Origin of the sequence: Psychrobacillus sp. L3 (assembly GCF_042945595.1) — a bacterium.
In the GTDB taxonomy this organism is placed as follows: Bacteria; Bacillota; Bacilli; order Bacillales_A; family Planococcaceae; genus Psychrobacillus.
The window spans coordinates 595,129-619,800 of sequence record NZ_CP168493.1 but is presented as its reverse complement, the minus strand read 5'-3'; the positions used below and the strand labels follow the sequence as shown (position 1 = coordinate 619,800).

The 24,672-nt window shown below is 35.2% G+C and carries 26 protein-coding genes; 4 read left to right on the top strand and 22 right to left on the bottom strand.

Annotated elements, in window-relative coordinates; translation table 11 throughout:
- Positions 1 to 7: 7 nt before the first annotated feature.
- Positions 8 to 682 (bottom strand): hypothetical protein, encoded by a 675-nt coding sequence (locus ACEPXD_RS03025; protein WP_391119824.1) that lies wholly within the window; start codon positions 680 to 682, stop codon positions 8 to 10.
- A 252-nt stretch (positions 683 to 934) separates the two neighbouring features.
- On the opposite strand from ACEPXD_RS03025, the gene ACEPXD_RS03020 reads away from it, so the two are divergent.
- Complete coding sequence (locus ACEPXD_RS03020) at positions 935 to 1,513, top strand: undecaprenyl-diphosphatase (RefSeq protein WP_391119822.1); 579 nt, start codon at positions 935 to 937, stop codon at positions 1,511 to 1,513.
- A gap of 76 nt (positions 1,514 to 1,589) precedes the next feature.
- Here the strand turns inward: ACEPXD_RS03020 and ACEPXD_RS03015 are convergent, their stop codons facing one another.
- From ACEPXD_RS03015 to ACEPXD_RS02985, 7 genes are all read right to left on the bottom strand, one after another.
- On the bottom strand, positions 1,590 to 4,001 hold the full coding sequence (locus ACEPXD_RS03015; RefSeq protein ID WP_391119820.1) for a heavy metal translocating P-type ATPase: 2,412 nt from the start codon (positions 3,999 to 4,001) through the stop codon (positions 1,590 to 1,592).
- Positions 4,002 to 4,078: 77 nt separating this feature from the next.
- Positions 4,079 to 4,288, bottom strand: coding sequence for a copper chaperone CopZ (gene copZ / locus ACEPXD_RS03010; RefSeq protein ID WP_391119819.1), 210 nt, complete (start codon positions 4,286 to 4,288; stop codon positions 4,079 to 4,081).
- A 15-nt stretch (positions 4,289 to 4,303) separates the two neighbouring features.
- Positions 4,304 to 4,633: a metal-sensing transcriptional repressor gene (locus ACEPXD_RS03005; protein ID WP_391119817.1), complete on the bottom strand. Its 330-nt coding sequence runs from the start codon at positions 4,631 to 4,633 to the stop codon at positions 4,304 to 4,306.
- A 121-nt stretch (positions 4,634 to 4,754) separates the two neighbouring features.
- Positions 4,755 to 5,159, bottom strand: coding sequence for a disulfide oxidoreductase (locus ACEPXD_RS03000; RefSeq protein WP_391119815.1), 405 nt, complete (start codon positions 5,157 to 5,159; stop codon positions 4,755 to 4,757).
- Positions 5,149 to 5,802, bottom strand: coding sequence for a DsbA family protein (locus ACEPXD_RS02995; protein WP_391119813.1), 654 nt, complete (start codon positions 5,800 to 5,802; stop codon positions 5,149 to 5,151). The genes ACEPXD_RS03000 and ACEPXD_RS02995 overlap by 11 nt, the downstream gene beginning before the upstream one ends.
- Positions 5,803 to 6,055: 253 nt before the next feature.
- Positions 6,056 to 6,904: a M56 family metallopeptidase gene (locus ACEPXD_RS02990; protein WP_391119811.1), complete on the bottom strand. Its 849-nt coding sequence runs from the start codon at positions 6,902 to 6,904 to the stop codon at positions 6,056 to 6,058.
- Between the two features lie 3 nt (positions 6,905 to 6,907).
- A complete protein-coding gene (locus tag ACEPXD_RS02985; RefSeq protein WP_391119809.1) occupies positions 6,908 to 7,321 on the bottom strand; it encodes a BlaI/MecI/CopY family transcriptional regulator in 414 nt (137 codons plus the stop codon).
- A gap of 189 nt (positions 7,322 to 7,510) precedes the next feature.
- Here ACEPXD_RS02985 and ACEPXD_RS02980 point away from each other — a divergent pair, with 189 nt between their 5' ends.
- The 3 genes from ACEPXD_RS02980 (at position 7,511) to ACEPXD_RS02970 (ending at position 10,582) form a co-directional block, all read left to right on the top strand.
- Entirely contained in the window at positions 7,511 to 9,700 is a 2,190-nt protein-coding gene (locus tag ACEPXD_RS02980; RefSeq protein ID WP_391119807.1) for a DNA topoisomerase III, read from the top strand.
- Between the two features lie 362 nt (positions 9,701 to 10,062).
- On the top strand, positions 10,063 to 10,371 hold the full coding sequence (locus ACEPXD_RS02975; protein ID WP_391119806.1) for a hypothetical protein: 309 nt from the start codon (positions 10,063 to 10,065) through the stop codon (positions 10,369 to 10,371).
- 31 nt (positions 10,372 to 10,402) lie between these two features.
- Positions 10,403 to 10,582, top strand: coding sequence for a hypothetical protein (locus ACEPXD_RS02970; protein WP_391119804.1), 180 nt, complete (start codon positions 10,403 to 10,405; stop codon positions 10,580 to 10,582).
- A 142-nt stretch (positions 10,583 to 10,724) separates the two neighbouring features.
- On the opposite strand, the gene ACEPXD_RS02965 is transcribed toward ACEPXD_RS02970, so the two are convergent.
- The 14 genes from ACEPXD_RS02965 to ACEPXD_RS02900 form a co-directional block, all read right to left on the bottom strand.
- Positions 10,725 to 11,207: a GNAT family N-acetyltransferase gene (locus ACEPXD_RS02965; RefSeq protein ID WP_391119802.1), complete on the bottom strand. Its 483-nt coding sequence runs from the start codon at positions 11,205 to 11,207 to the stop codon at positions 10,725 to 10,727.
- Positions 11,208 to 11,383: 176 nt separating this feature from the next.
- Complete coding sequence (locus ACEPXD_RS02960) at positions 11,384 to 11,782, bottom strand: GNAT family N-acetyltransferase (RefSeq protein ID WP_391119800.1); 399 nt, start codon at positions 11,780 to 11,782, stop codon at positions 11,384 to 11,386.
- A 28-nt stretch (positions 11,783 to 11,810) separates the two neighbouring features.
- A complete protein-coding gene (locus ACEPXD_RS02955) occupies positions 11,811 to 12,851 on the bottom strand; it encodes a serine hydrolase domain-containing protein (RefSeq protein ID WP_391119798.1) in 1,041 nt (346 codons plus the stop codon).
- Positions 12,852 to 13,044: 193 nt separating this feature from the next.
- Positions 13,045 to 13,467 (bottom strand): hypothetical protein, encoded by a 423-nt coding sequence (locus tag ACEPXD_RS02950; RefSeq protein ID WP_391119796.1) that lies wholly within the window; start codon positions 13,465 to 13,467, stop codon positions 13,045 to 13,047.
- 294 nt (positions 13,468 to 13,761) lie between these two features.
- On the bottom strand, positions 13,762 to 15,060 hold the full coding sequence (locus ACEPXD_RS02945) for an arsenic transporter (protein WP_391119794.1): 1,299 nt from the start codon (positions 15,058 to 15,060) through the stop codon (positions 13,762 to 13,764).
- 123 nt (positions 15,061 to 15,183) lie between these two features.
- Positions 15,184 to 16,275 carry an ABC transporter permease gene (locus ACEPXD_RS02940; RefSeq protein WP_391119792.1) on the bottom strand — a complete coding sequence of 364 codons (1,092 nt, stop codon included), beginning with the start codon at positions 16,273 to 16,275 and terminating at the stop codon, positions 15,184 to 15,186.
- On the bottom strand, positions 16,272 to 17,501 hold the full coding sequence (locus ACEPXD_RS02935; RefSeq protein ID WP_391122971.1) for an ABC transporter permease: 1,230 nt from the start codon (positions 17,499 to 17,501) through the stop codon (positions 16,272 to 16,274). The genes ACEPXD_RS02940 and ACEPXD_RS02935 overlap by 4 nt, the downstream gene beginning before the upstream one ends.
- A 17-nt stretch (positions 17,502 to 17,518) precedes the next feature.
- Positions 17,519 to 18,451, bottom strand: coding sequence for an ABC transporter ATP-binding protein (locus ACEPXD_RS02930; RefSeq protein ID WP_391119790.1), 933 nt, complete (start codon positions 18,449 to 18,451; stop codon positions 17,519 to 17,521).
- Between the two features lie 653 nt (positions 18,452 to 19,104).
- Positions 19,105 to 19,740 (bottom strand): response regulator transcription factor, encoded by a 636-nt coding sequence (locus ACEPXD_RS02925; RefSeq protein ID WP_391119788.1) that lies wholly within the window; start codon positions 19,738 to 19,740, stop codon positions 19,105 to 19,107.
- Positions 19,741 to 19,742: 2 nt separating this feature from the next.
- A complete protein-coding gene (locus ACEPXD_RS02920; RefSeq protein WP_391119786.1) occupies positions 19,743 to 20,831 on the bottom strand; it encodes a sensor histidine kinase in 1,089 nt (362 codons plus the stop codon).
- Complete coding sequence (locus ACEPXD_RS02915) at positions 20,828 to 21,508, bottom strand: PadR family transcriptional regulator (RefSeq protein WP_391119784.1); 681 nt, start codon at positions 21,506 to 21,508, stop codon at positions 20,828 to 20,830. Before ACEPXD_RS02915 ends, ACEPXD_RS02920 begins: the two co-directional genes overlap by 4 nt.
- Before the next feature lie 16 nt (positions 21,509 to 21,524).
- Positions 21,525 to 22,733, bottom strand: coding sequence for an MFS transporter (locus tag ACEPXD_RS02910; RefSeq protein WP_391119782.1), 1,209 nt, complete (start codon positions 22,731 to 22,733; stop codon positions 21,525 to 21,527).
- A 123-nt stretch (positions 22,734 to 22,856) separates the two neighbouring features.
- Positions 22,857 to 24,170 (bottom strand): DUF4179 domain-containing protein, encoded by a 1,314-nt coding sequence (locus ACEPXD_RS02905; RefSeq protein WP_391119780.1) that lies wholly within the window; start codon positions 24,168 to 24,170, stop codon positions 22,857 to 22,859.
- Positions 24,163 to 24,669 (bottom strand): sigma-70 family RNA polymerase sigma factor, encoded by a 507-nt coding sequence (locus ACEPXD_RS02900; RefSeq protein WP_391119778.1) that lies wholly within the window; start codon positions 24,667 to 24,669, stop codon positions 24,163 to 24,165. Before ACEPXD_RS02900 ends, ACEPXD_RS02905 begins: the two co-directional genes overlap by 8 nt.
- Between the last annotated feature and the right edge of the window lie 3 nt (positions 24,670 to 24,672).

Sequence of the window (24,672 nt, the reverse complement as noted above, 5' to 3'; positions counted from 1 at the left end):
ATTTCTCCTAAGCTATTCGAAAGAAGCTAGACTGTTGATCGGTAAAACCGTAGCGTTTCAAATGTACTTGATATGAATATTTTGCAATCGCTTGTTCTTTTAATCGTTTTTTCTGTATATTCCCCAAATCCTCTTCTAACACTTTTGGGGATTGAAAATCAGAATGGGTGGAGCGATTAAAGACAGCTGCTTCGTTTTCTTTTTGGTTTTTTACTTCCAATTTAATTTGACGATTTGCTTCTTGATTTAACATAATTTGTGACTGCACTTGCTGAATTTTAGCAGTAGTACTAGCAACTACACGTACATCTTGCGGAGTTGGTTCAACTGGAACTAATGCTGAACTTCTCACCTTTTCTAAAAGCTCAATGGTTTTTTCAAGTGTTGGTCCACCAATTGTTTGCACTGTGGTGCTAGGTCCTTTGGTAGGTCTACTGTTCGCGCCTTCTAATTGCTGAAACTCTTTTACAGCTGCACTTACTTCAGGCGTTTCTTCCTCTCTTTCTTTATTGCCTAATAATAGATTCTCTAATTCAGATAAGGAAGGGACTTTTGGCTGAAAATATGTTGCATGCTTTCGATACGCTTCGCCAGCATCCTTCCGTTGCATCGCACGTTTTCTTTCTTCCAAACTAGTAATCTGATGAGACATACCATTACCAGTAGCTTTTATTAAAGTCATACGAACCACCTCATTCCATATAGTTTCCTTATTCAATATTTTACCACTTTATCAGAATAATCAAACTATCTATAGTCATAAATATAAAAACTCCAACTATAAGTCAAAAGAACTATAAAATTAAATAACCTTATCAACCACTAATTTTCATCGTATTTTCAGATTCAACGTTTATCCTTGCAATATACCGTAGAAATTGTACCATTTTCCGGTTTCCATTACGAAATTGTTCGTTGCGAAAGGAGAAATACGATGAATTATCATATATTTCAACAAATAAATGAATGGGCAGGGCATTCCAAATTATTAGATACTATCATGATAACCTTGTCTAATAGTCTACCTTATATATCGGTAGTCATCATTTTATATTTATGGTTTATAGGACACAAGCAACAAGGGATCGAAAAGCGATATACCGCTATATACGCTATTTTTTCTTCAGCAATTGCGCTGGTTATAAATGCAATTATTCATTTGGTTTATTACCACCCACGTCCCTTTGTTACACATCAAGTTCATCAATTAGTCCCACATACTGCCGATTCTTCTTTTGTTAGTGATCACGCAGTATTAGTATTTGCAATCGCATGGATTTTCATTATGCGAAATGAGCGTTTTAAATATCCGATTTTAATATGGGCAATAGTTGTTGGACTTTCACGTATATATGTCGGCGTACATTATCCAATTGATGTGATAGGTAGTGCGTTACTTTCATGTGCAACAAGCGGGCTGGTTATGTATTTTTCTATAAAACTAGAACCTCTTATCCAATTATTATTTCGTCTATACAATCAACTTAAAAGAAAAATGGGAATAAAAATTTAAATCTCAATGTGAAAATGCACCTTGAAATAAGAAATTCAAGGTGCATTTTGCTATTTAAACTAAAAAATCATCCAATTTATAACTTCACTCGCTGCAATCGCAAAGCATTTAATACCACTGATACAGAGCTGAATGCCATGGCTGCCCCCGCTACCCAAGGAGCTAATAAACCTAAAGCTGCAATTGGAATGCCTAATGCATTATAGGCAAATGCCCAGAATAGATTTTGTTTAATATTTCTCATCGTTTTGCGACTCATTATAATTGCATCCGCAATGCTATTTAAATTTCCTCGTATCAATGTAATATCTGCCGCTTCCATCGCTACGTCTGTTCCTGTTCCAATCGCCATACCAATATTAGCGACTGCCAGAGCAGGTGCGTCATTAATTCCGTCACCAACCATTGCGACCGTTTTACCAGCAGCTTGGAGCTTCTTAATCTCTTCTGCTTTGCCTTCCGGAAGTACTTCGGCAATGACATGGTCGATTCCAACTTCTTTACCGATTGCAGAAGCCGTACGCCAGTTATCACCAGTCATCATAATGACCTCAATATTCATCTCTTTTAATCGTTTGATCGCTTTTTTAGAAGTTTCTTTAATTGTGTCAGCTACTGCAATTATTCCTGCATATTGGCCATCAATGCTTGCCAACATGGCCGTTTTACCTTTAGCTTCTAATTCCTCCACCACTTTTAGTACTTCTGAAATATCCACATGATTCTGATTCATTAGCTTCCTAGTTCCTACTAGAATCTCTTTTTGATTGACAGCTGCTTTAACTCCGTATCCTGGAATTGCTTCAAAAGCTCCCACATTTTGCAGCTTTATTCCACGATTTTGAATTCCTTGAACAATTGCTTCAGCAAGTGGATGTTCTGATTGTTTTTCAGCTGATCCTATTAAAGAAAGAAATTCTTCTTCATTCATTCCATTTGCCACAATTACTTCAGTCAATTCTGGCTTACCGTTTGTTACAGTTCCAGTTTTATCAACAATGACTGTGTCAATATGGTGCGTAGTTTCCAGATGCTCTCCACCTTTAAACAGAATACCAAATTCTGCTGCACGCCCAGAACCAGCCATGATCGAAGTAGGTGTTGCCAGTCCAAGGGCACATGGACAAGCTATAACAAGAACAGCAATTAACGCTTCTAATGCTGGTGTGAACTCTCCTGGACTGACCCAAATAATCCATATTAGAAAGGTAATCGTGGCTATACCAATTACAATCGGCACAAATACACCCGATATTTTGTCGGCAAGTCTTTGAATAGGAGCTTTCGAGCCTTGCGCATCCTCTACCACTTTAATAATTTGGGAGAGTGCAGTGTCTCTTCCTATTTTAGTTGCTTTCATTTTAATAAAACCATTTTTATTGATCGTTGAACCATACAACGAATCGCCAATCGTTTTATCTACTGGAATGCTTTCACCTGTTAGCATAGCTTCGTCCACAGCAGTATTTCCTTCTAGGACCTCTCCATCAACCGGAATCTTTTCACCAGGCTTCACCAAAATAATATCACTTACAATGACTTCTTCGAGCGGTATTTCTATTTCAGTTTCATTTCTAATAACTAAAGCTTTTTTAGCTTGCAGTCCCATAAGTTTTTTGATCGCTTCTGAGGAACGCCCCTTTGCTTTCGCCTCAAACAATTTGCCTAATAAAATAAGCGTGATTAGCACGGCACTCGTTTCAAAATACAAGTTTGCCATATGATGCTCACCAATCGTTATAACGGTTTGGTAGACACTATAAAAATAAGCAGCGGATGTTCCCATGACTACTAGCACATCCATATTCGCGCTTTTATTTCGGAGAGCTTTATAAGCACTTACATAGAACTGTTTCCCGATAATAAATTGAACTGGTGTTGCAAGAGCCAATTGCACCCATGGATTCATCAAAAATTCAGGCACATAAATAAACGATGTAAATGAAAAATGACCAACCATCGTCCACAATAATGGAAGCGACAAAATTGCAGAAATGAAAAATTTTCTTTTTTGACGCTGGATTTCCTGCTCACGGTAATCCACCGTCTCCTTTTCGTTATCCTTGATTAGTGCCCCGTATCCTAACTTTTCTACAAGCCCAATAATATCTGAAATGGAAATTTGAGAAGGGTTATATTCTACAGTAGCATTTTCAAGTGCCAAGTTAACGTTTGCTAGCAATACTCCCCCCAATTTGTTTAGTCCTTTTTCAATTCTTGTCGCACAGGCAAAACAGGTCATTCCTGTTATAGCAAACTCTTTTTTCTCCTTCGCAACGCCATAGCCAAGATCTTGAATTTTCTTTTCAAAGTCTATTTCACTAAGCTTATTAGGATCGTATTTAATCGAAGACTTTTCTAAAGCTAAGTTAACATTGGCTGTTTCCACGCCATCCATCTTATTTAAAGCTTTTTCAATTCTTATTGAACAGGCCGCACAGGTCATTCCTGTAATTTGGAGACTTGTTTCTTTTAATTCATTACTCATTTGATTTTCACCTCTAACAGCATACCACTACGGGGTATATACTTTTGTAAGAAAAAGAGTGCCTTAACAGCACTCATTTATTTCACTTCGTATCCTTGGTCATCAATTGTTTCTTTGATTTTCTCAACTGTTACTTTTTCCTCGTTAAATGATACATCTACTTTTCCAGTCTCTAAATGAACATTAACTTGCTCCACGCCATCTAATTTTCCAACATTACTTTCCACTGCATTTACACAATGACCACATGACATTCCTTGTACATTTAATGTAACTTGACTTACCATATAAAATTCCTCCTCTTATTTTCTCATTAGTTTTTGAAACGTTACTAATAACTCGTCTAGTACTTCATTATCGCCTTCAGCTAGCCTGTCCACTACACAACCTTTTAAATGACCTTGCAAAAGGACCTTTGCCACACTATTCAAAGCTGATTGAGTCGCAGAAAGCTGGGTAATAATATCATCACAATAGACATCTTTGTCTACCATGCCTTTAATTCCTCGAATCTGACCTTCTATTCGATTTAAACGATTTGTTAAATCTTTTTTTACATGTTCAGGATGATGACTTTTTCGACAAGTCGTTTCCGATTCGATTGTACCCTCTTCTTTTACATTGTCCAACAAAGCAACCTCCAATCCTTATTCTTAATATATTATACCTGCAAGGGGTATGCAAGTGAAATGATTTTATCTATTACACATAAAGCCTCCCTATCAATTTAAGGGAGGCCAAAGAAAAGTATTATTATTTACGCTTCAAAAGCATTAGCATCATAATTGTGATAATTGTAAAAGCTATTAGTGCCAAAAAAGGAATTGTAACAAAACCGAACCAGTTAATATATTGACCTGAGCATGGAATCCCGCTCATACATGCACTGAATTCTTGCATGGAAGGGATTTTTTGTAATGCATAGTGATAGCTTGAAACAACTAGTCCAATGACTGAGATCGGCAACACATACTTGTAAATATCTCGATCATTTCGGTAAAAAGCAATGCCTAGGAAAATGACAAGTGGATACATTAAAATTCGTTGATACCAGCAAAGTGTACAAGGGATAAAACCCATACGTTCACTAAAAAACAAACTCCCTACCATTGCTAATATGGACGCTATCCAAGCTAAGAGAAGAGGTTTATTTACCACTTACAGCAGCCTCTTCCACCATTTTTATAAAATCATTCATAGTTCTTCCCTTGAATTCTTTCCCTCCAATAAAAATCGCTGGTGTTGAAGAGACTCCTAGATTTTTTGCCGTTGCCATATCTTTATCCCAAGCTTCTTTTCCTTTGTTTTCACTGAAGGCAAGCATTACTTTTTCCGATTCTTCTGGACTTGCTACTTTCTCTAAAACTGCTTTTAAAAATTCTTCTGTCATTACATTTTCTTGACCAGATTCTGTTGTTTGATTTGCGAACAGTAAATGATGGAATTCCCAAAATTTCTCATTGCCAAGTTCCTTGTAAACTGTTTCCGCAAATTGTGCAGCTGTTGTTGAATCAGCAGCAATAAATGAATAGTTCATAAAGTAAAACTTCGCTTTTCCTGTTTCCACTAATTCTTTATTAATAATCGGAAAGAGACTATTATTAAACTCTTCACAGTGTGGACATTTATAATCACCAAATTCAACAATTTCAACTGGCGCCGACTCTTCACCTAGAAACGGTTGTCCTTCGTATTCAATATTAACCCCCTTTTCTTTCACATCTGTTAACACAATAATGGCTATTAAACAAACTGCTACTATACCGATAATCCAAAATATTTTCTTTGACAAAATAAACACTCCTTATTTGAACTACATTATGTAGTGTAATGAGTAAAAAATTTACGCTATCGGCGGACGCTTTCCGCGGGGTGAGCGATGAGCCATCACCGCCGCATTCGCGTCGTTTGCGATGTCTCATCTGTCTCACTCATCCCGCTGGAGTCGCCACCTATCGCTCCAATCAATAAATTAATAATTGTTCGTATTTTAATAATTAAATACTATTTATGAAATTAACTCATTCACCAAACATTTTGTCTTTCAACTGAAATTACGCTAATGCGTAAATAAAAAATGCACAGATTAAACTAAAGATGGTTAAAGAAATGAACGCAACCTCTAACGGAATCTTTAAGTGGATTTTCTTTATCGGATTTAACATATATTCAATCCGGTAATTTACAGACGTATCGGCAAAAGACACATATGTAAAAGGCATTTTTTCTTGTTTCCCTACCTTTAACATTTTCAAAAGGGCACTGCCCAAATTCACCGACGTTTTCTGTTTTTCAATTGCAAATTCATCCGCCAATACTTCCTGAATGATTCTATATTTCTGATTAAACCATTTCAGTATGGGAATATAGCCCATCGTAGACGCGAAAAGGGATAACAAAAAGATTTTTAGCGGATCACGATTTTCTTTATGGTATTTCTCATGAGATATGACCGCTTTTAATTCCTCTTCATTTAAAAGATTTATCAAACCTGTTGAAATAACAATTTTAGGTCGAATAAACCCCATCGTAATAGCAATTGGTCCTGGATAAGATATAACAACCAGGTCCTCTTTTCCACTTGTATACATTCCATTCATTTCGATAGTCAACATTTTCTCTCTATATTGCTGAAATCTATTCTTCATTCGTGAAGCGTGAATTAATTGCGAACTCATTTTCCAAAACGAAAATAGTAGCGTATAAATTACGAGCGCATCGAGAACATATTCGAGTGAGGACAGTCCAATTGATTTTAATGTACTGTGACATACTTCCACTAGATTAAACTTGATATTCCAGCCTGCCAACATTGCAATGACGTATAAAGCCATTTGAATTAAAATTGTACCAGAAATGATAAGTGACACGAAAAACATAAGAGAAGATGGACGTTTAGACATATATTATAATTCCTTCTTCAATTCTTTAATTTTAAGTTCGAGTTTAGCAACAAGCGCATCATCTACGTCTTCCAGTGCATCTAGCATATGACTTACAACAACGCTTCCGAATTCATCCATTAATTCGTTTGTCATCTCTCTTGACTGCGTATTCAAAAACTCATGTCTTGTTTGAATTGGTTGATATAAAAATGATCTTCCTTCTACCCTCTTCTGAAGAATTCCCTTTTCTACTAATCGATTCATGACAGTCATAACTGTGTTAAAATTCGTCAATTTTTCCCGATTTAGAACTTGCTGAACATCTTTAATGGTCATTTTCACATCGTTCCATAAAATATCCATAATTTTTGCCTCAAGAGGTCCAAAAAAGCGGTTTAATCCACTTTCATTAATCTTAAATTTTCTAATCAACACGATTTTATCACCTCACATTACTCATTGTAGTGTTAGTCAGTTTTCCAGTCAACAATTGTTAATTGGATTAAATTTAATTAATATATCTGTAACATTCAATAACTTAACTTTAGTGTATGCTTTCCTACCAATCGCTACGTTTTGTGCTATATTTAAACTCAATGGTTACCGTGGAAAGGATGTTTTAATATGAAGAAAAGTGTAGTAATTGCAGAAAAACCTTCCGTAGCTCGCGATATCGCACGAGTATTGAATTGCAATAAAAAAGGGAATGGATTTTTAGAAGGAGATAAATATATCGTCACTTGGGCACTCGGTCATCTTGTTACACTCGCTGATCCCGAAGTGTACGATACCAAATATAAAACATGGAATCTGGAAGACCTACCTATGCTTCCGAATGACTTAAAGCTAGTTGTCATTAAACAAACGAGTAAACAGTACAATGCGGTCAAAAGTCAAATAATTCGCACGGATGTCAGTGATATTATTGTAGCAACTGACGCTGGACGTGAAGGTGAATTAGTAGCTAGATGGATTATTGAAAAAGCAAAAGTAAACAAGCCGATTAAACGTCTTTGGATCTCATCGGTTACTGACAAAGCAATTAAAGAAGGATTTCAAAACTTAAAACCTGGAAAGGCCTACGAAAACCTATATCATGCAGCAGTTGCGCGTTCGGAAGCTGATTGGTATATCGGATTAAATGCGACTCGAGCACTAACAAGTAAATTTAATGCTCAGTTATCTTGTGGACGTGTCCAAACCCCAACAGTCGCAATGATTGCGACAAGAGAAGAAGAAATACGAAATTTCAAAGCGAAGACGTTTTACGGAATTGAAGCACATACAGACCAAAAACTAAAGCTAACATGGGTAGATAAACAAACAAACGACACTCGCACATTCTCCAAAGACAAAGTGGAACAGATCGTTGCAAAAGCAGATAAAAAGCAAGGTACAATTGTGGAAGTTGATAAGAAACAGAAGAAAAGTTTTGCACCACAACTTTACGATTTAACAGAATTACAGCGTGATGCAAATAAGATTTTTGGTTATTCTGCCAAAGAAACGCTTGGCATTATGCAAACATTGTATGAGCGCCACAAAGTATTAACATATCCTCGTACGGATTCAAGATACCTTTCAAGTGATATTGTTGAAACACTACAAGAACGTTTAAAGTCATGCGGCATCGGACAATATAGACAACTCGCTAACAAAGTTTTACTTAAACCTATTAAAGCAAATAAGGCCTTTGTAGATGATAGTAAAGTATCAGACCATCATGCAATCATTCCGACAGAAGAAATTGTAAATCTAACTAACTTCACGGATAAAGAACGCAAAATATATGACTTAGTTGTGAAACGTTTTATAGCAGTACTCTACCCTCCTTTCGAATATGAACAAATTACAGTTAAAGCTTCTATTGGAGATGAATCATTCGTAGCAAAAGGTAAAACTATACTTTCATCTGGTTGGAAGGAAGTTTATGAAAACCGTTTTGATGAAGATGAAAACGCTGAAGAGATGAAGGAACAGATACTTCCTCGTATTGAAAAAGGCGATAAGTTATCTATTAAATTGGTTACAGAAACTTCTGGGCAAACAAGACCTCCAGCAAGATTTAATGAAGGTACCTTACTTACTGCAATGGAAAGCCCAGCAAAATACATGGGTACACAAGATAAGGAACTAGCAAAAACACTCGATAAAACGGGCGGACTAGGAACAGTTGCTACAAGAGCTGACATTATCGAAAAACTTTTCAATTCTTTCTTAATGGAGAAAAAAGGTAAAGACATTTACCTGACTTCAAAAGGTAAACAACTGCTCGATTTAGTTCCATCTGACTTAAAAACCCCTGCCTTAACGGCTGAATGGGAGCAAAAACTAGAAGCTATTGCGAAGGGCAAATTGAACAAAAACGTTTTTATTAATGAAATGAAAATCTATACAAAAACTATTGTACATGACATTAAAAACAGCGAGAAAAAGTTTAAACATGATAATGTTTCAACAAAAAGCTGCCCAGATTGTGGCAAACCAATGTTAGAGGTAAACGGCAAAAAAGGTAAAATGCTCGTTTGCCAAGATCGCGAATGTGGACATCGTAAAAACGTTGCTAGAGTTACAAACGCTCGTTGTCCACAATGTAAGAAAAAGCTCGAACTTCGCGGAGAAGGTGAAGGACAAATCTTCACATGTAAATGTGGCTATCGTGAAAAACTATCTGCTTTTGAACGACGTAAAAAGAGTTCTGGTGGAAAAGTGGATAAGCGTGATGTGCAAAAATACTTAAAAAAACAAAATCAAGAAGAAGAGCCTGTGAATAACGCTCTTGCAGAAGCTTTAAAGAAGTTGAATTTGAAGTAATTTTACTTAAGCCGATTCTTTTTGGAGAATCGGTTTTTATTTATCTCTACTAAATATTGGTTGGTAGAATCCTTTTCTACTATTTAGTCTAGCTAATATAAGGAAACATTGATATGTAGTTAAATATTATCGTTCGTTATGTAATTGCACCTTGTTCTCTTTTTCGAGATTTTAATATGTTCTTTATGTGTTGGGCACATGGTATGTATCTATTGTTCGGTGGACTGTTAACAAGTAACCGATTCAATTACCGTACACGTTTTGGTAAGTATCTTTACAATCTTTTCCGAGTTAAAATATAGAGTGCTGACGAAAAGAGGTTTTGCTTTAATGAGAAGTAAAGTCGAGGAGGGACTGTTTAAATGAAGATAATTCTTCAAGCAATTTTTGGTTCATTATTAATTCATTTGATTTATATAGTTTACACGGTATTGGATGGTTATTTAAAAACAAAATACTATACTCCAGATATTTCAAGTGCCTGGAATAATGTAGACATGCTTCAAAACGAGGTAGCATTTGGTATGGTTAGTTCCCCATTCTTCTATGTATTTTCATTTTTAAGAGCAGCTATTATTTGTGCCATTTTCATATCTTTTTATGAAAAATGGTTTAAGAATAAAGTGTGTTGCTTCAAGACAGGGCAGATTAATAAAAAAAGAAATAAATAATATGGAAGAATTAGGAGGGGATCTATCAACTATGTCGCATCCATATAAACAATTTGAGGATACAATTTTATGGAAAGTTATTAATAAAGGCATCCATGATCTTATACATAATAATGACATTGAAGAAATGACACGAAGAGAATACATCGTTGGCTACCTTTGTAAGTTATTAACAGAATCAGAAACAGAAAATCAAAAAGACATACCTTAACTGACTTAGGAGTATAGATTCAAATTACCAGTTATTTATAGCCTTATCCTTTTAAGAAGAGTAACTTAGAAATACCGTTGATTTCCGCTATGGCGGACTTTACGCAGGCATGGATTCAGTCCTACTAGCTAATCAGTTTTAGTTAATCCAAGAATCTTACCTTTTTTATCATTTGATAATTAGTTAAATTGACACCTATCCGTTCCACAATTTGTGTACAAATTACTTTATACCCTCGCTGTTCAAAAAATGGTTTAGCCGTAATACTAGGTTCCGTATCAATTTCTAAAAGATTTAATTTCTTGGCCTGAGATTCAAGCATATCAACTAAAGCTGTAGCTATACCTTTCCCTTGATATTCTTTATGTACATACAATCTATCTAGTTGCCTACTCTGTGTTAAATCGCTGAAACCTACAATTTTATTATTCACTTTAGCAACATATGTTATATTTTGACCCAAAGATTCTTTCCATGATTTCACTTTGAACTCTTTTTCGTTTCTCGGTGCCCAAGCATCTAATTCGGATTGTGAATAATCTTTGGAATTTACTGAATGGACCGTTTCATAAAACAAAGAAACAATTTCTTCCGTATCAAGTGTGTTAAATTTATATAATTCCATTTTTCGTATTTTATCCTTACTACAAGCCCTGTCAATTTCATTTTCAACAAACCTAGAGCGTTATTTAAGAAGGCTATGTTAAAGTTATTGGTTGATTTTGATGTCCGTTTTTTTACTAAAGCCTACGTTAGTTTAAGTGAAAAAGTTCACAAAACTTAATTAAAGTTACTAAAAACCTAGATTTTGAACTCGTCACTTTGTTCTTGTAAATTCCAACCTGATTTATAATAATATTCATTAAAATTGGAATCAGTCGGACATATTGCAACAATAGGTAAATCATTTATCGTATTTAACATCTTTTTTAACAACCCTTGACCACGATAAACCCCGCTTATCGCAAATTGAGACAAAGAAATTTTGTTTTGTGTTTTTTTTCGGTAAAACCGAAATGCTCCTACTACTTGTCCTTCTACTGTTGCCACTATCATTTGTTTTCTTCTTATGGCTGCTTTAATTCCAAGAGGACATAAAAACTCATCAGAATAAATTGCACTGCTATTACGATCTAAATTTTCGTTGAAGAAATCCACAACTTCAGATATATGAGTTGGATTCGCTAAAGCTATTTGCATCTTCCTCTCCCCCTTAAAATAACGCTTTTTATGACATAATTGATTTATATATATCTCCTATAATCCCTTCCATTTGATGAACACCTAATTCTGCATTCGTCATGATAACTGCCGCTTTTTCTATGTTTGAAAATGCTACCATCATACATTGAAAGCCTACTCCCCAACCGAGTGATGTAATTTCTAATTTTCTTTCAGAGCCTTCAAGAAACACACCTAATCCAGTCCAACTCTTACCTTTTTGAGGTGTTATCATTTCTTTTGCTAATCTTTCTGAAATGCCAATTTTACTTTCTCCTTTTAGAGCATTCAGTAGCTCAAGAACTAATCGAGCTAAATCTAAAGAAGTTGTCCATAATCCAGAAGCTGCTGGGTAAGGATATATAGGATACTTTCCATCTACCAATTCCCCGTTTTTATTATGACCACAAGAGAATTCTTTTTTATCCATCTCTAACATTGTTGTTGTATTTAAATGGCTATTTTTCATTCTTAATGGCTTAAATATTAACTCATTCACCACTTGATAAAATGGCTTTTCAGTTACATCTTCAATTAGTTGCTGAACAATACAAAAACCTGCATCTGAATAGTCAAATTCACTCTCTGGTTCACACTTTACTTTAATAGGAGCTTTACAATAAGGAGTTTTTCCCTCTAATAATTCAACCATCGAAGGAACCCCTATTTTTGAATTTAGTTCAGAAAAACTACCTTCGGGATCTTTAATTCCAGATTGATGACTAAGTAAGTTTCTCAATGTAACGCTTTTATTTTTAGTGAATTCATTTTCTGGTACTTTCCACGATACAAGTCTTGTATTTATATCCTCATCTAAATCAAGAAGCCCCTCCTCTACTAGCTTTATTGCAATCATTCCTGTTAAGAACTTGCTAATTGAACACGAACTAAAAATAGAATTTTCATTTACTTTTCTATCGCTTTCTACCTCTAGTAAACCGTAATTTTCTGTTCCGCTAATTTGTCCGTTCTCAAGCAATGCAATACTTATACCTAGGACATTATAATGTTTCATTTGTTCTTCGATGTTGATATTTTTTAAATTCATATTTATCCCCCTACAATAGTGTTTTCAATAAAATCATAACACGAACGTGCGTTCTATTGTATGCAGTTGGAAAAAAAAATATTTAATTAACATGCTGCTTTAATTCATAGAAAAATGTGCTTCCTAATCAACCCAATGATCTTTCACTAAAGCCATCGTTAGTTAAATAACCTCTAAATTACTCTTATCACAATTATGTCTTTTGATTTCCCCTAAAATATATTCTTAAAATCTCGTCCATTCCCCATCCAATGAATGAGATAAGAGTAGATGCAACTACGAAATATGAATCAAAACCATTAAAATCTGTCAAAATAAACCTCGAATCAAGAATCAACATAAATAAGACTACAAAACTGGTACCAAAAATTAAATGAACAATTAATGAAAAGAATACTCGTTTATTTCCATCAAAATGATTGTTCATCTTATCCGAGAGAATTGATACAGGAACCCCAAATAAAAGAGTAACAGGAATTGCATACATACTAGTAAAGGCTATTAACGAAGGTACATCCCGTATTGTACTCCCTTCTATAAGCATAAAAAACAAACCAATAATAGGTGCAGATATTATGGTTGTCCAAATAAACGCCAATATTTTTCTTTTAATCATTAAATTCCTCCTTTTAAGATTCTTCAACTATCCTGCGTCGTAATTTTAAGTGTAAACCTTCACAAACCTATTCTCACTTTAACATAAATATCCAATTTTAGGATACTATTTTATTCATATGTAGAGTAGGTGTCACCATACCATTTTACGAAAAGTCAACCTTTTTCTTTAACATAGCCTATAAAAAAAACCAATTTGATTCTTTCAATCAAGTTGGTTTAAACTAATAGAATTCGAAAAGATTATAATTATTCCAGACAACTTAATATTGTTTTGTTTCAGCATCAGGTTTTATTACGAAACAATCAACAACCATATATAAAGACCAAGTAACGTAATGAAAAGTGTAGGAATTGTTAGCACTATTCCTACCTTAAAATAGCTATCCCATGATACTTTAACCCCTTTATGAGACAACACATGCAACCACAATAATGTTGCAAGTGACCCAATTGGCGTAATTTTAGGTCCTAGATCAGAACCGATAACGTTAGCGTAAATTAATGCTTCACGCATTGTACCCGTTGTGGAGGTTTCTGCAATAGCTAATGCATCAATCATAACTGTAGGCAGATTGTTCATGACAGAAGATAAAATGGCTGCGATAAAGCCCATTGCCATCGTTCCTACGAATAAGCCTTGATTGGCTGCAACTTGGATAGCCTTTGCCAAAACAGATGTTAGTCCCACATTTTGAAGTCCGTATACAACGACATACATGCCAATGGAGAAAAAAACAATATTCCAAGGTGCCCCTTTTACTATCTTTTCGGTTTCTATAGATGGACTTCTTCTTGCCATAACTAAAAAGAAAATGGCGATTATCCCAACTATAAACGAAACTGGAATTCCAAAAAATTCACTAGAAAAGTACCCAACGAGTAAAATTACTAACACAAACCAGGACAGCTTGAACATTTTAATATCTCTTACTGCATCCATTGGACGTTTTAAGTCGGCAGTATCATAATCTTTCGGTATACTTTTACGGAAAAATAACAACAAAACAAGAATACTTGAAACTAATGAAAAAAGATTGGGTATAATCATTCGAGATGCATACTCTACAAACCCAATCCCAAAGAAATCAGCAGATACGATATTTACCAAGTTACTCACGATGAATGGAAGTGAAGTCGTATCCGCAATAAAACCACTCGCTATAATAAATGGAAACACCATTTTTTCATTGAATTTCAAATTACGAACCATCGCAAGTACAATTGGCGTCAAAATAAGTGCTGCTCCGTCGTTCGCAAACAATGCTGAGACCATTGCTCCAAGAATGGATACATAGATAAACATACGAACGCCATTTCCTTTTGCAGCTCGAGCCACATGGAGCGCCGACCATTCAAAAAATCCAATTTCATCTAAAATAAGTGAAATAATAATGATCCCAATAAACGCTAGTGTCGCATTCCACACGATGCTCGTAACATCAAGCACATCATGGAAATCGACTACTCCAACTAATAGAACAATTACTGCTCCTCCACATGCTGACCAGCCAATTGATAAATTTCTCGGCTGTAAAATAACAAGAGCGAGCGTAATAACGAAAATAATGATTGCCGTAATTGTAGAAACCAAATAAAACCCTCCATAACAAACGAATCTCAAATAATACTACCATAGTAATAAAAATGAGAAAGCATAAATTATTTAACAAATAAAAAAGCAGCTTGAAAATTACTTTTCAAACCACTTTCTTATCTAAGTATTTCGTTTTTCTATTATATTTATACCAATACCCATCATAATAACCGCCATTAGGAGTAAGATACTCATTGGCTCAAGTAGTTCACCATAAGTATAGCCATTCACGGTAGCTCCATTAAGCAGCTGCATGCCATAATTTACAGGTGTAATTTTTGCTAAAAATAACATTACTTTGGAGGTTACAATATCAAGTGGCCAATAAGCTCCACCTAGCATTGCAAGTGGTGTTGCTATGATTGTCAAATAGGACATATACTTTCTTGGTGTTCCAGCTAAAGATGCTAGTAACATGCAAACTGCTACAATGGCAATAACGTATGGAATTAAAACAACGAGTGTTTTCGTAAAGCCGCCATAAAAATCCACTCCTGCGATATAACGAAATGTACAAAAAATAAGGAGTATTTGTGCATAACCAATTATAAAACTAAAAAATAAATTACCTGCGTACATTTCCCATTTGTAAACTGAAGACAATATTAGTCGATCCCAAATACGGTTTTGTTTTTCCTCCATAATAGGGTATACATTACTTCCTATTGTATAAATAACGAAAAAGAGAGAAAAACCGAAAATAGTATGCAACCTATTATCATAAATTTTTTCTTTATCATTTTTAAAGTTGGAGTATTTCACATTAAAGAGTGGGCTTTCTTCCGCTTGCTTTAACAGTGCTTCTACTTTGTCCGGTTCGTTTGTTTGTGCTAATACACTTTCATCCTGTAGCATTTTTGCATATACAAGTCTAAGTTCGTTGTTGATCGGTGGTATACTCGTTTCATCCGAGGAGTGAATGATTGTAAATCCTTTTTCTAATAGCTCCACTGCTGCGACAGCTCGCCCTTCTCTTACTTCATTTTCCGCATCTTCTTTTGTACTTTTTACAAACGAAAAACTTTCCGATTCATTAAGATGCTTTAATAGTTCCTCTGTGTTAGTAAGCTTTGTATACACTGGTACTTCAATCTTTCCCTGTCCACTTAGCCCGACAGTATAGGCAAAAATTATACTAGTAACAGTCATAATAATAAATGTTGCTGGTTTCCTAAAAAACAATTGTATTTTTGCTAAGATAATACCAATCATGCTACTCCCCCCTTTTTTGGAAATAGCGATATGGAAATGCTCAATAAAACAACTGTTAAGATTGCTAGTACATATAAATGACTACTTATTTCTTTCAAACTATCCCCTTGCATTAATTTTAAATAGGCAGTCATCGCAGCGCCATTTGGCGTAAGATTTCCAGCGATATTAAAGAAGTCTGAGAAGCCACTCACTTGAAAAAAACTTCCCCCTAAAAATGCAAGCATCGAAGCAAACATAGATTGAAATAATCTAGAAGCATTCAACGACCCTACACGATAGTTAATAGAAGTTAACAAAGTAGCAACTGCCCCGATAACTAAGCTAAGCATTAACGTTATTAGCAAAAATATCGAAAATGACGGGAATTTTACCCCATAAACTAAGTATGCCCCACTAAACAAAATCATTAGCTGTGCAATTACTACCACCACTGTCGATGCAAAAACACTTAATAAATAAGTCCAGCGTGATACATTTGCAAGTAAAATTCGGTCAAATAAATATAATTGCTTTTCACCATAAGCCATTGTAGATGCTTTAGCGGCAGCAAATAATACAAACATAACACTCATACCAATTGTGTAATACGCACTTGCACCCACAGGTTTATGGTTATCGATGGTTTGAGTATTAGAAATAATATCCACATTCATCGGTTCTACTAATAAGTTATTTTTCCCTAAAAGCACCATTCTAGAATATTGTTGTTGAAATGAATCAATTAAACTTTGTACCACACTTGCTGATAAACTTTTTGTTTCGTTCGAATACAGTATTAGTTCGGGTTTCTTTTGATTTTCTAGAAAAATTGCTTGGATCGTATTCAATGTAAAATGCTCAGGCACTTCAATGATAGCAGCATAATCTTCATCTTTTTTGGCTTCCTCTAATTTGTCTGGACTAATTACTTCCAATGTGACAAACGATTTTACTTCTTCACTGTTAAATAATTGTTCTTTTAATATATGAAGTGGTAATAACGTATTAATATTTGGTATTTCTCCAAACTTCTTTTCAATATCTCTTAACTCCTGCTGTTCGCTAGTGTGCTCTACAATCGCTACATTCAACTTCATAGGAGGTCCGTCGTCACCATCCATTATTGAACCAAGTGCAAACCCAAGAATACTAATAAGAACAAACGGCATCAATAATAAAATAAGCAACTCTTGTGGCGAACGAAGAAACAAGAGAAACTGCTTTTTCATAAAAGCATTAAACATTTTCACTCGCTCCCCTCTTAGTTTCGTAGTGCTTTTCCGGTTAAATGAAGGAACACATCCTCTAGACTTGGCGCATCCACATCCACGCTCACTAATACAGCTCCAGTTTGCTCAGATAAGGATAATAATTTAGGAAATAAATTCACATCTTTCGCAACGGTCACAGCAATCGTCTCACCCTTTTCCTGAAACTGTGAAATAACTGTTTCACGTTTTAACCCTTCAACAAACTCTGTTACAGTACGCTCAAGCTTTATACGAATCGTTTTTTCAGAGGATAAAATATTTTTAATCTCATCTTTACTTCCAGAAGCGATAATATGACCAGAATCCATAATATAAATGCGGTCACATAGATACTCGACTTCTTCCATATAATGACTCGTATATAAAATGGACATTCTCTTTTCTTTATTCAAAAGCTTCACTGTTTCTAATATATAATTTCTAGATTGTGGATCTATACCAACTGTTGGTTCATCCATAATTAGAAATTGAGGCTCATGTAACAATGCAGCACCGATGTTCAGTCGACGCTTCATCCCTCCTGAATAGTGTTTCACAAGCTTTTTGGGTTGATCCTGCAAACCAATTTGCTCGAGTACTTCTTCAATTCGTGCGTTTAGTTGGTCTTTCGGCATCTTATGAATGCGACCAAAAAACTTTAAATTTTCACGTGCTGTCAGCTCTTCGTATAAGGCAATTTCCTGTGGGACCACCCCAAGTATTTTTCGCAAATCATTTGGATGTTGCAACGCGCTTTTATTATCAATTCTCACGTCCCCATTTGTAGATGGAATAAGAGTAGAAATCATCGCAATCGCCGTCGACTTCCCTGCGCCATTTGGGCCAAGCAACCCAACAATCTCCCCTCTTTCTACATAGAGACTAAGTTTGTCAACCGCTTTTACTTTTTTATACATTTTTGATAGCTCAACTGCTTCTAACATATCGTTCTCCCCCTTCAACTTTACTATATGGCATTTACAATTTGCTCCCCACTATCTTAAGTCATTTCTACACATGACCTCCGTCACTAAATAGAATATGGGCGGCATAAGCTCCTATCAAATACGTCTACCCCTAAACCGGAGCTATATGCCCGTAAAGTGTGTCTATCTGCCCGTAAACGGATAGCATCAACCCCTACGGATTCCATAAACCCATAAAGCAACGCTATATGCCCGTAAAGCGAGGCTATCTGCCCGTAAACGGATGGCATCAGCCCCTACAGATTCCATAAACCCATAAAGCAGCGCTATATGCCCGTAAAGCGAGTCTATCTACCCGTAAACGGATGGCATCAGCCCCTACAGATTCCATAAACCCATAAAGCAGCGCTATATGCCCGTAAAGCGAGTCTATCTACCCGTAAACGGATGGCATCAGCCCCTACAGATTCCATAAACCCATAAAGCAGCGCTATCTACCCGTAAAGCGCAATATTTTGTCCGTAATTCACAAGTTGGAATGACTTTTTACAAGATAATGTGAGAATCGCAAGATAACTTTCAAATTTACTTATGCCCAATTGAAAATGCTTAATTTGATCTCTCCTCATAGGAAAGAAGTTGCCCCTAAGTCACTTTTGGGACAACTCCATTTATACGAATCCATTTTTTACTGCGTAAATCGCAAGCTGAGTTCGATCACGAAGATCAAGCTGTTGCAGAATATGCGTAATATGATTTTTTACGGTGCCAACTGATAGAAAAAGTGTCTCGGCAATTTCTTTATTTGTCTTTCCTTCCCCTACCAGTTTCAAAATATCAATCTCTCTTACCGTTAAAGTATGCTCGACTATTGGTTCACTATTTTTTTGCAGAAGGCGAGGCATCATTTTAGCTGCAACTTCTTCATTTAGCACAAGGCCACCCTTTGAGATACTATGGATGGCGGCTATAAGTTTCTTAGGTTCTGCCGTTTTTAACATAAAGCCACTTGCCCCATCTTTTAATGTCTGGATTGCATATTCGTCATCATCAAAGGTAGTTAATATTAATATTTTAACTCGAGGCCAGCGCTCCTTTATTCGTTTGGTTGCCTCCACTCCATTCATCTCAGGCATCCGAATATCAAGCAGGACAATATCAATCGCATATAGTTCCAATGCTGAAATTGCTTCTTTTCCATTATTTGCTTCTGCTACAACTGTAAAATCCTCGTCTTGATCTATCATCATACGCAAGCCTTGTCGAACAATCGCTTGATCCTCTACTATTAAAACCTTTTTTGACATGCTCAATTCTCCTTTACAGGAAATGATCCTTCAATTTGGAAGTGTTCCTCTGTTCGTAAGATTCGTAGTTCTCCTCCTAATTCTTCTACTCTAGCTCTCATATTGGTTAAGCCAAATCCCAATTCAATCGGTATTGCGTTGGGGGTTTTATTGCTCACTAAAAACTGTAAATTTCTATTAGAAGTTTGCCTTAGTGTTACTTCCACTTCCCGTGACGCACCATGTTTCATCGCATTTGTTAGTGCTTCTTGAAGCACGCGGTACAATGTAATACTTTGTGCATTCGTAAGGGGGATAGATAGTGCGCCTTTTTCTGTAATAAAGCGAACGAGTAGATGACTTTCGGATTCTAGCTTGCGAATAAGCAGGAGCACTGATTGTATACCCGTTATTTCTTCTTGCTTTAACTGGCGAACAGCATGCCTTGTTTCTTCTAAGCTATCTTTTGCTAGTTTTTTTAACTCGACAACATTAGCATAGTTTCCTGTCATCGAATCCATTTCTAACTGCAATAAAAGAGCAGTTAGTTTATGTCCAACAGAATCATGAATATCTCTGGCAACACGTGTACGTTCTTCTAATCGAACAACTTCTTCCTGCTGCAAAGAAGAACGTTTTAAACTTCGGTATTCTCCAAGTAGTTCTTCATATAGTTCACGTTTCTCTTTTGTTTCATTAATATAGCGATTGAGGAATAAACAAACAATACTGAACAAAACAAACAACCCACTAATTGCATAAGATGTATGTGTGTATATTAAACTTGTAAGCTCAAGAACTAACGTTACACCTACAAAGATCCTCATTCTTCGATCCTGCAAATGAAATGCACCTTCTAGTAGACTTAGTGCAATTAGAGGTATCATATATTCAAAACTGGAAGTCCAAAAAAGCGTAGAAACAAGGATTATCTGACCTAACAAGTAAAGAATTAACGGCTTTTTTACAATAGGAAGAAAAAAATGCAGGGCTAGCGACGCTGCAAAAAGCGTAATAATCAATGATAACGAAGAAGATTCATTATATGCAAAAAAGATGAAAAACAGCCATAGTAAAATAAACGCACAAAAGCGAATCGCAAATTGTCTCATTCTAAAAAATCTCCAGAATTAAATCTGTTCTTTAATCCTTCTTCATCCTCCACTTCAAAATACCGATAAATAAGTGCAGTTACTTCTTCTACTACCGCTACCTTATTTTCCTTTTCAATATCCCATAAGTGCTCCATCGATTCTACAAGCTCTATTGTTCGTTTACACCAGCGAATGTATTCTTCCTCTTGCTCAAGTCCTCTCTTTAATACAACGGAACTCATTAATATTCGTGATGAAAATTTTTCATTTTCTTTAATCTGCTGCCACTTTTCGTATAATGTATATTTTAATTTTTTTAGCCTAGCTTCACGTTGTTTTTGGTAATGCTTTAATTGAAAAACAACTTCCTTTGCAGACAGATTATCCATAAAAAAAGTCTGCATTAAAAACGAATCCTTTACATTCGGAGATTCAGGTGGAGTCTCTAACCAATAGGATAACTCTTGCCTTCCCTCATCAGTAATAGAGTATAACTTCTTATCTGGTTTACCATCCTGGGGAATCATTCTACTCTCAATTAGTTCTTCTTTTTCTAATTTACTTAGTTCGGGATAAATTTGCGAAAGGTGAGTATGCCAAAAAATACTCATAAAAGAATCAAATTCTTTTTTTATCTCATAGCCTGTAGCATCCCATTTACTTAAAAGTCCTAGCATTCCATATTTTAAAGACAATCTGTTCATCTCCTCTTTATGATGTTTTCCTTTTCTCTCCTTTACCAAGAGCGGGTACAGTAAAGCAACTTGCAACCGCTAAGAGAAATAGAGCACATACCATCATTAAAATTGAATTCATCGTTCCTGTTTTATTTAATAATAACCCAAACACGATTATTCCGGGTAATGCCGTTGAACTTGTAATCATATGAAACAAACTAAAAGTTCTCGTATAGTTTTCTTTTGCAACAACATCCTGCAAATATGTAACAAACGTAACTTGATAAACACCTATTGCTATTCCTTGTATCGTGAATAAAGGTAAGATAAACCACCAAGTCTTTACTAAAAGAAGAGCGCCTAGTGTAAAACATATAGCAAAAAGGGATGGAATAATAAGTTTTTTTCTATCTACCTTACGATACCATTTTGGTGTAATACTCGCTCCTATGATAATACCTATTAAAGATGACGTTCCTATAAAACTCAAATTTTCTACTCCAACTTTTAAACGCTCCGTTAAAAACGAAATTAATACAAGATCGATAGACGATACAATTAGCATTGCAAAGGCAAGCAATAGAAAAAGTGCCTTTAGCGTCTGGTGAGTTCCTATATAGCGTATACCATCCATCATCATTTCCCATTGCCCTACCGTCTCTGGGGCTTCTTTGCGAAACCATGGTTTTACATTCCAAATAAAAACTAAAGATAGCAATAAACAACTAGCAACAATTAATAATAGAATAGTGATTGGAATTCCAAGTTTTATAAGTGCTGCAGTTGTAATTTGGCCAATCATGCGTACAACCGTAAATCCTAACTGAAATAAACTATTTGCTTTTGCACGATCCTCTTGTTTTACAACAAAAGGTAATAATGACTGGCTTGCAGGCACAAAAAACAACCCCAATAGACTAATAATCATTAATAACAAATACGTCCATTCTACTTGGATGAAGCACATCGTCAATAAAAATAACACTAAAATGAAAACACGTATTCCATCCGAAAAAACCATAACTTTTTGGAGTGTTTTATCCTCTAACCAAGCTCCAATAGGAAGTGCAAAAATAGTTATGGGCAAATAATAGGCAATGTAAAACCATGTAAAAGAATTAGAACCGTTTGAGTAAAGTTCTATCCATTTCAATAAAGAAAAAAACATGATTGAATCCGCAAATATACTTAGCACTCTACCAGTAAATAAATTTCTAAATGCATTTTCACGAAGTAATTGCATGTAAAAACCTCCACTATTTTTAATATAGTGTACCCCTATTAATTCTATATGTAAATATTTATATATAAAGATTTACATATAAATAAAAAATGCCTAGCTCATAAAAAGCTAGACACTCGCTACTTATTTTATCTGAACAGACACGGATCCATTTAAGTGATTTGGATATGAATAAAAATAGAGTTTAATTGGATTTACAATATTTTTAGAATCCAGCTCAATAGTTGTGTAATTATATTCTCCATCCGCATCACCATGCATACTTTGCGATGGCGTATCGATTCTTTCTCCATTTGCATTTTTAGCATCTCCAAAAAGAGAATACATGTGATCTTCTTTTATTTGTGGAATTTTTACTTCAACTGAATTGTTGTTAATGTTCATAACTTCCAATTTGCCGTCTGACGGTTTATTCAATACTTCTTTTTTCTCCATATCAATTAGTAAATAACTTTCATCCTTAGGCAGTGCCTGCACTTTATCGAATTTAAAATAAAGCTTTTTTGGTTCTTTAAAATAATTACTTTGTAAAAAATAAGTTCTTTCCTTGTTGCCTACTCCACCAAAACCACTTGCTCCATTTTGAATGGAACTCCATACTTCCCCTTTTTCATCTTCTATGCGCATATCTTCAAATTGTAAAATTTCCATTTCGTTCTGTTCATTAAATTCTATATTTACTGCTACTCGAAGCGGATAAACAGTAATTTTTTTCACCAACATTTTTTGATCATCCATCTCTACTTCTTTGTTTAATGAATAGACTTTCCCTTTTTTAATATCATTTTTAATAGTAAATGGAATATTGAAAGTCGTTTTCTTTTCATTATCTAGCTGAAAGGTCAATTCGAATTGCTTGGAAGCAAACTGACGTGCTTCTGCAAAATTAAAGCTTAATTTTTCTTCTATTCTTTTTGTTTTTTCCTGACCATAGAATCCGTAAGAAATGGCCGCATTGTCACTTAAACTTTTACCATCATTGAATACATCAACCTTTTCACACATAATGTTTTCAAAGGGAAATGGAGCTTCCAGTGTATAAAAAACCTCCATTCCTGTTTCATCTAAAATAATTCCATCTATGGTGAATGTCATATTATCTTTCACTTGGCTCACACCGATTGGCTCATAATACTCATTTTCAACGATGGCTTGTAAGCCTTTATCAAATTGGATTAGATCAACAAATCTCTCCATCCCTGGTATAGAGGCAATCGCACTTGCAAATGCAGGTGATACACGAATTGATGTCACGAGGGTAAACATTAGGATTGCTGCAACTGAAAAAGTCCAAAGCATATTCTTTCGTTTTCTTTTTTTATTTTTGGCCTGGATCAATCCTTGCTGTATTGCATTCATAATTTGCTGGTCAGGAATCTCGATCTGCTCCAATTGCTTTCTTGATTCGTCCAACATTTCTTCTTCTTTTTCATACATGATCTACATCTCCTTTCTCTGTAAGGAAATTTCTTAATGACTTTAGTGCTGTATGAAGTCTCGATTTGACGGTTCCTTCTGGAATTTTCTTTATTTCAGCGATTTCTTTAATCTTTGTATTTTGAAAGTATTTCAGAAATATTAACTGCTGCTCGTCACTAGTCAAGGATGCGATAGCTTCTTCCAACTCCATATTAGAATCCACTGAGTAGCCCGCCTCTAACAGAACTTCATTTGAAATAAATCGTTTCCTCTTTTTCAATTGATCTTTGCAGTAATTCATCATTATTCGAATAAGCCATGTTTTCATATAATTTGGCTCTTTGATGGTATGTATTTTTTTAAAAGCTCTGAATGTCACTTCTTGCATTGCTTCGATTGCATCGTGTTCATTTTTTAAAAATGCAAAAGCTGTTCTATATAAATCTTCTTTATGTAATTGCATTAATCGTATAAAAGCCTGTTCATCCCGTTTTATTGCGTTATTTACGACTTCCATTTC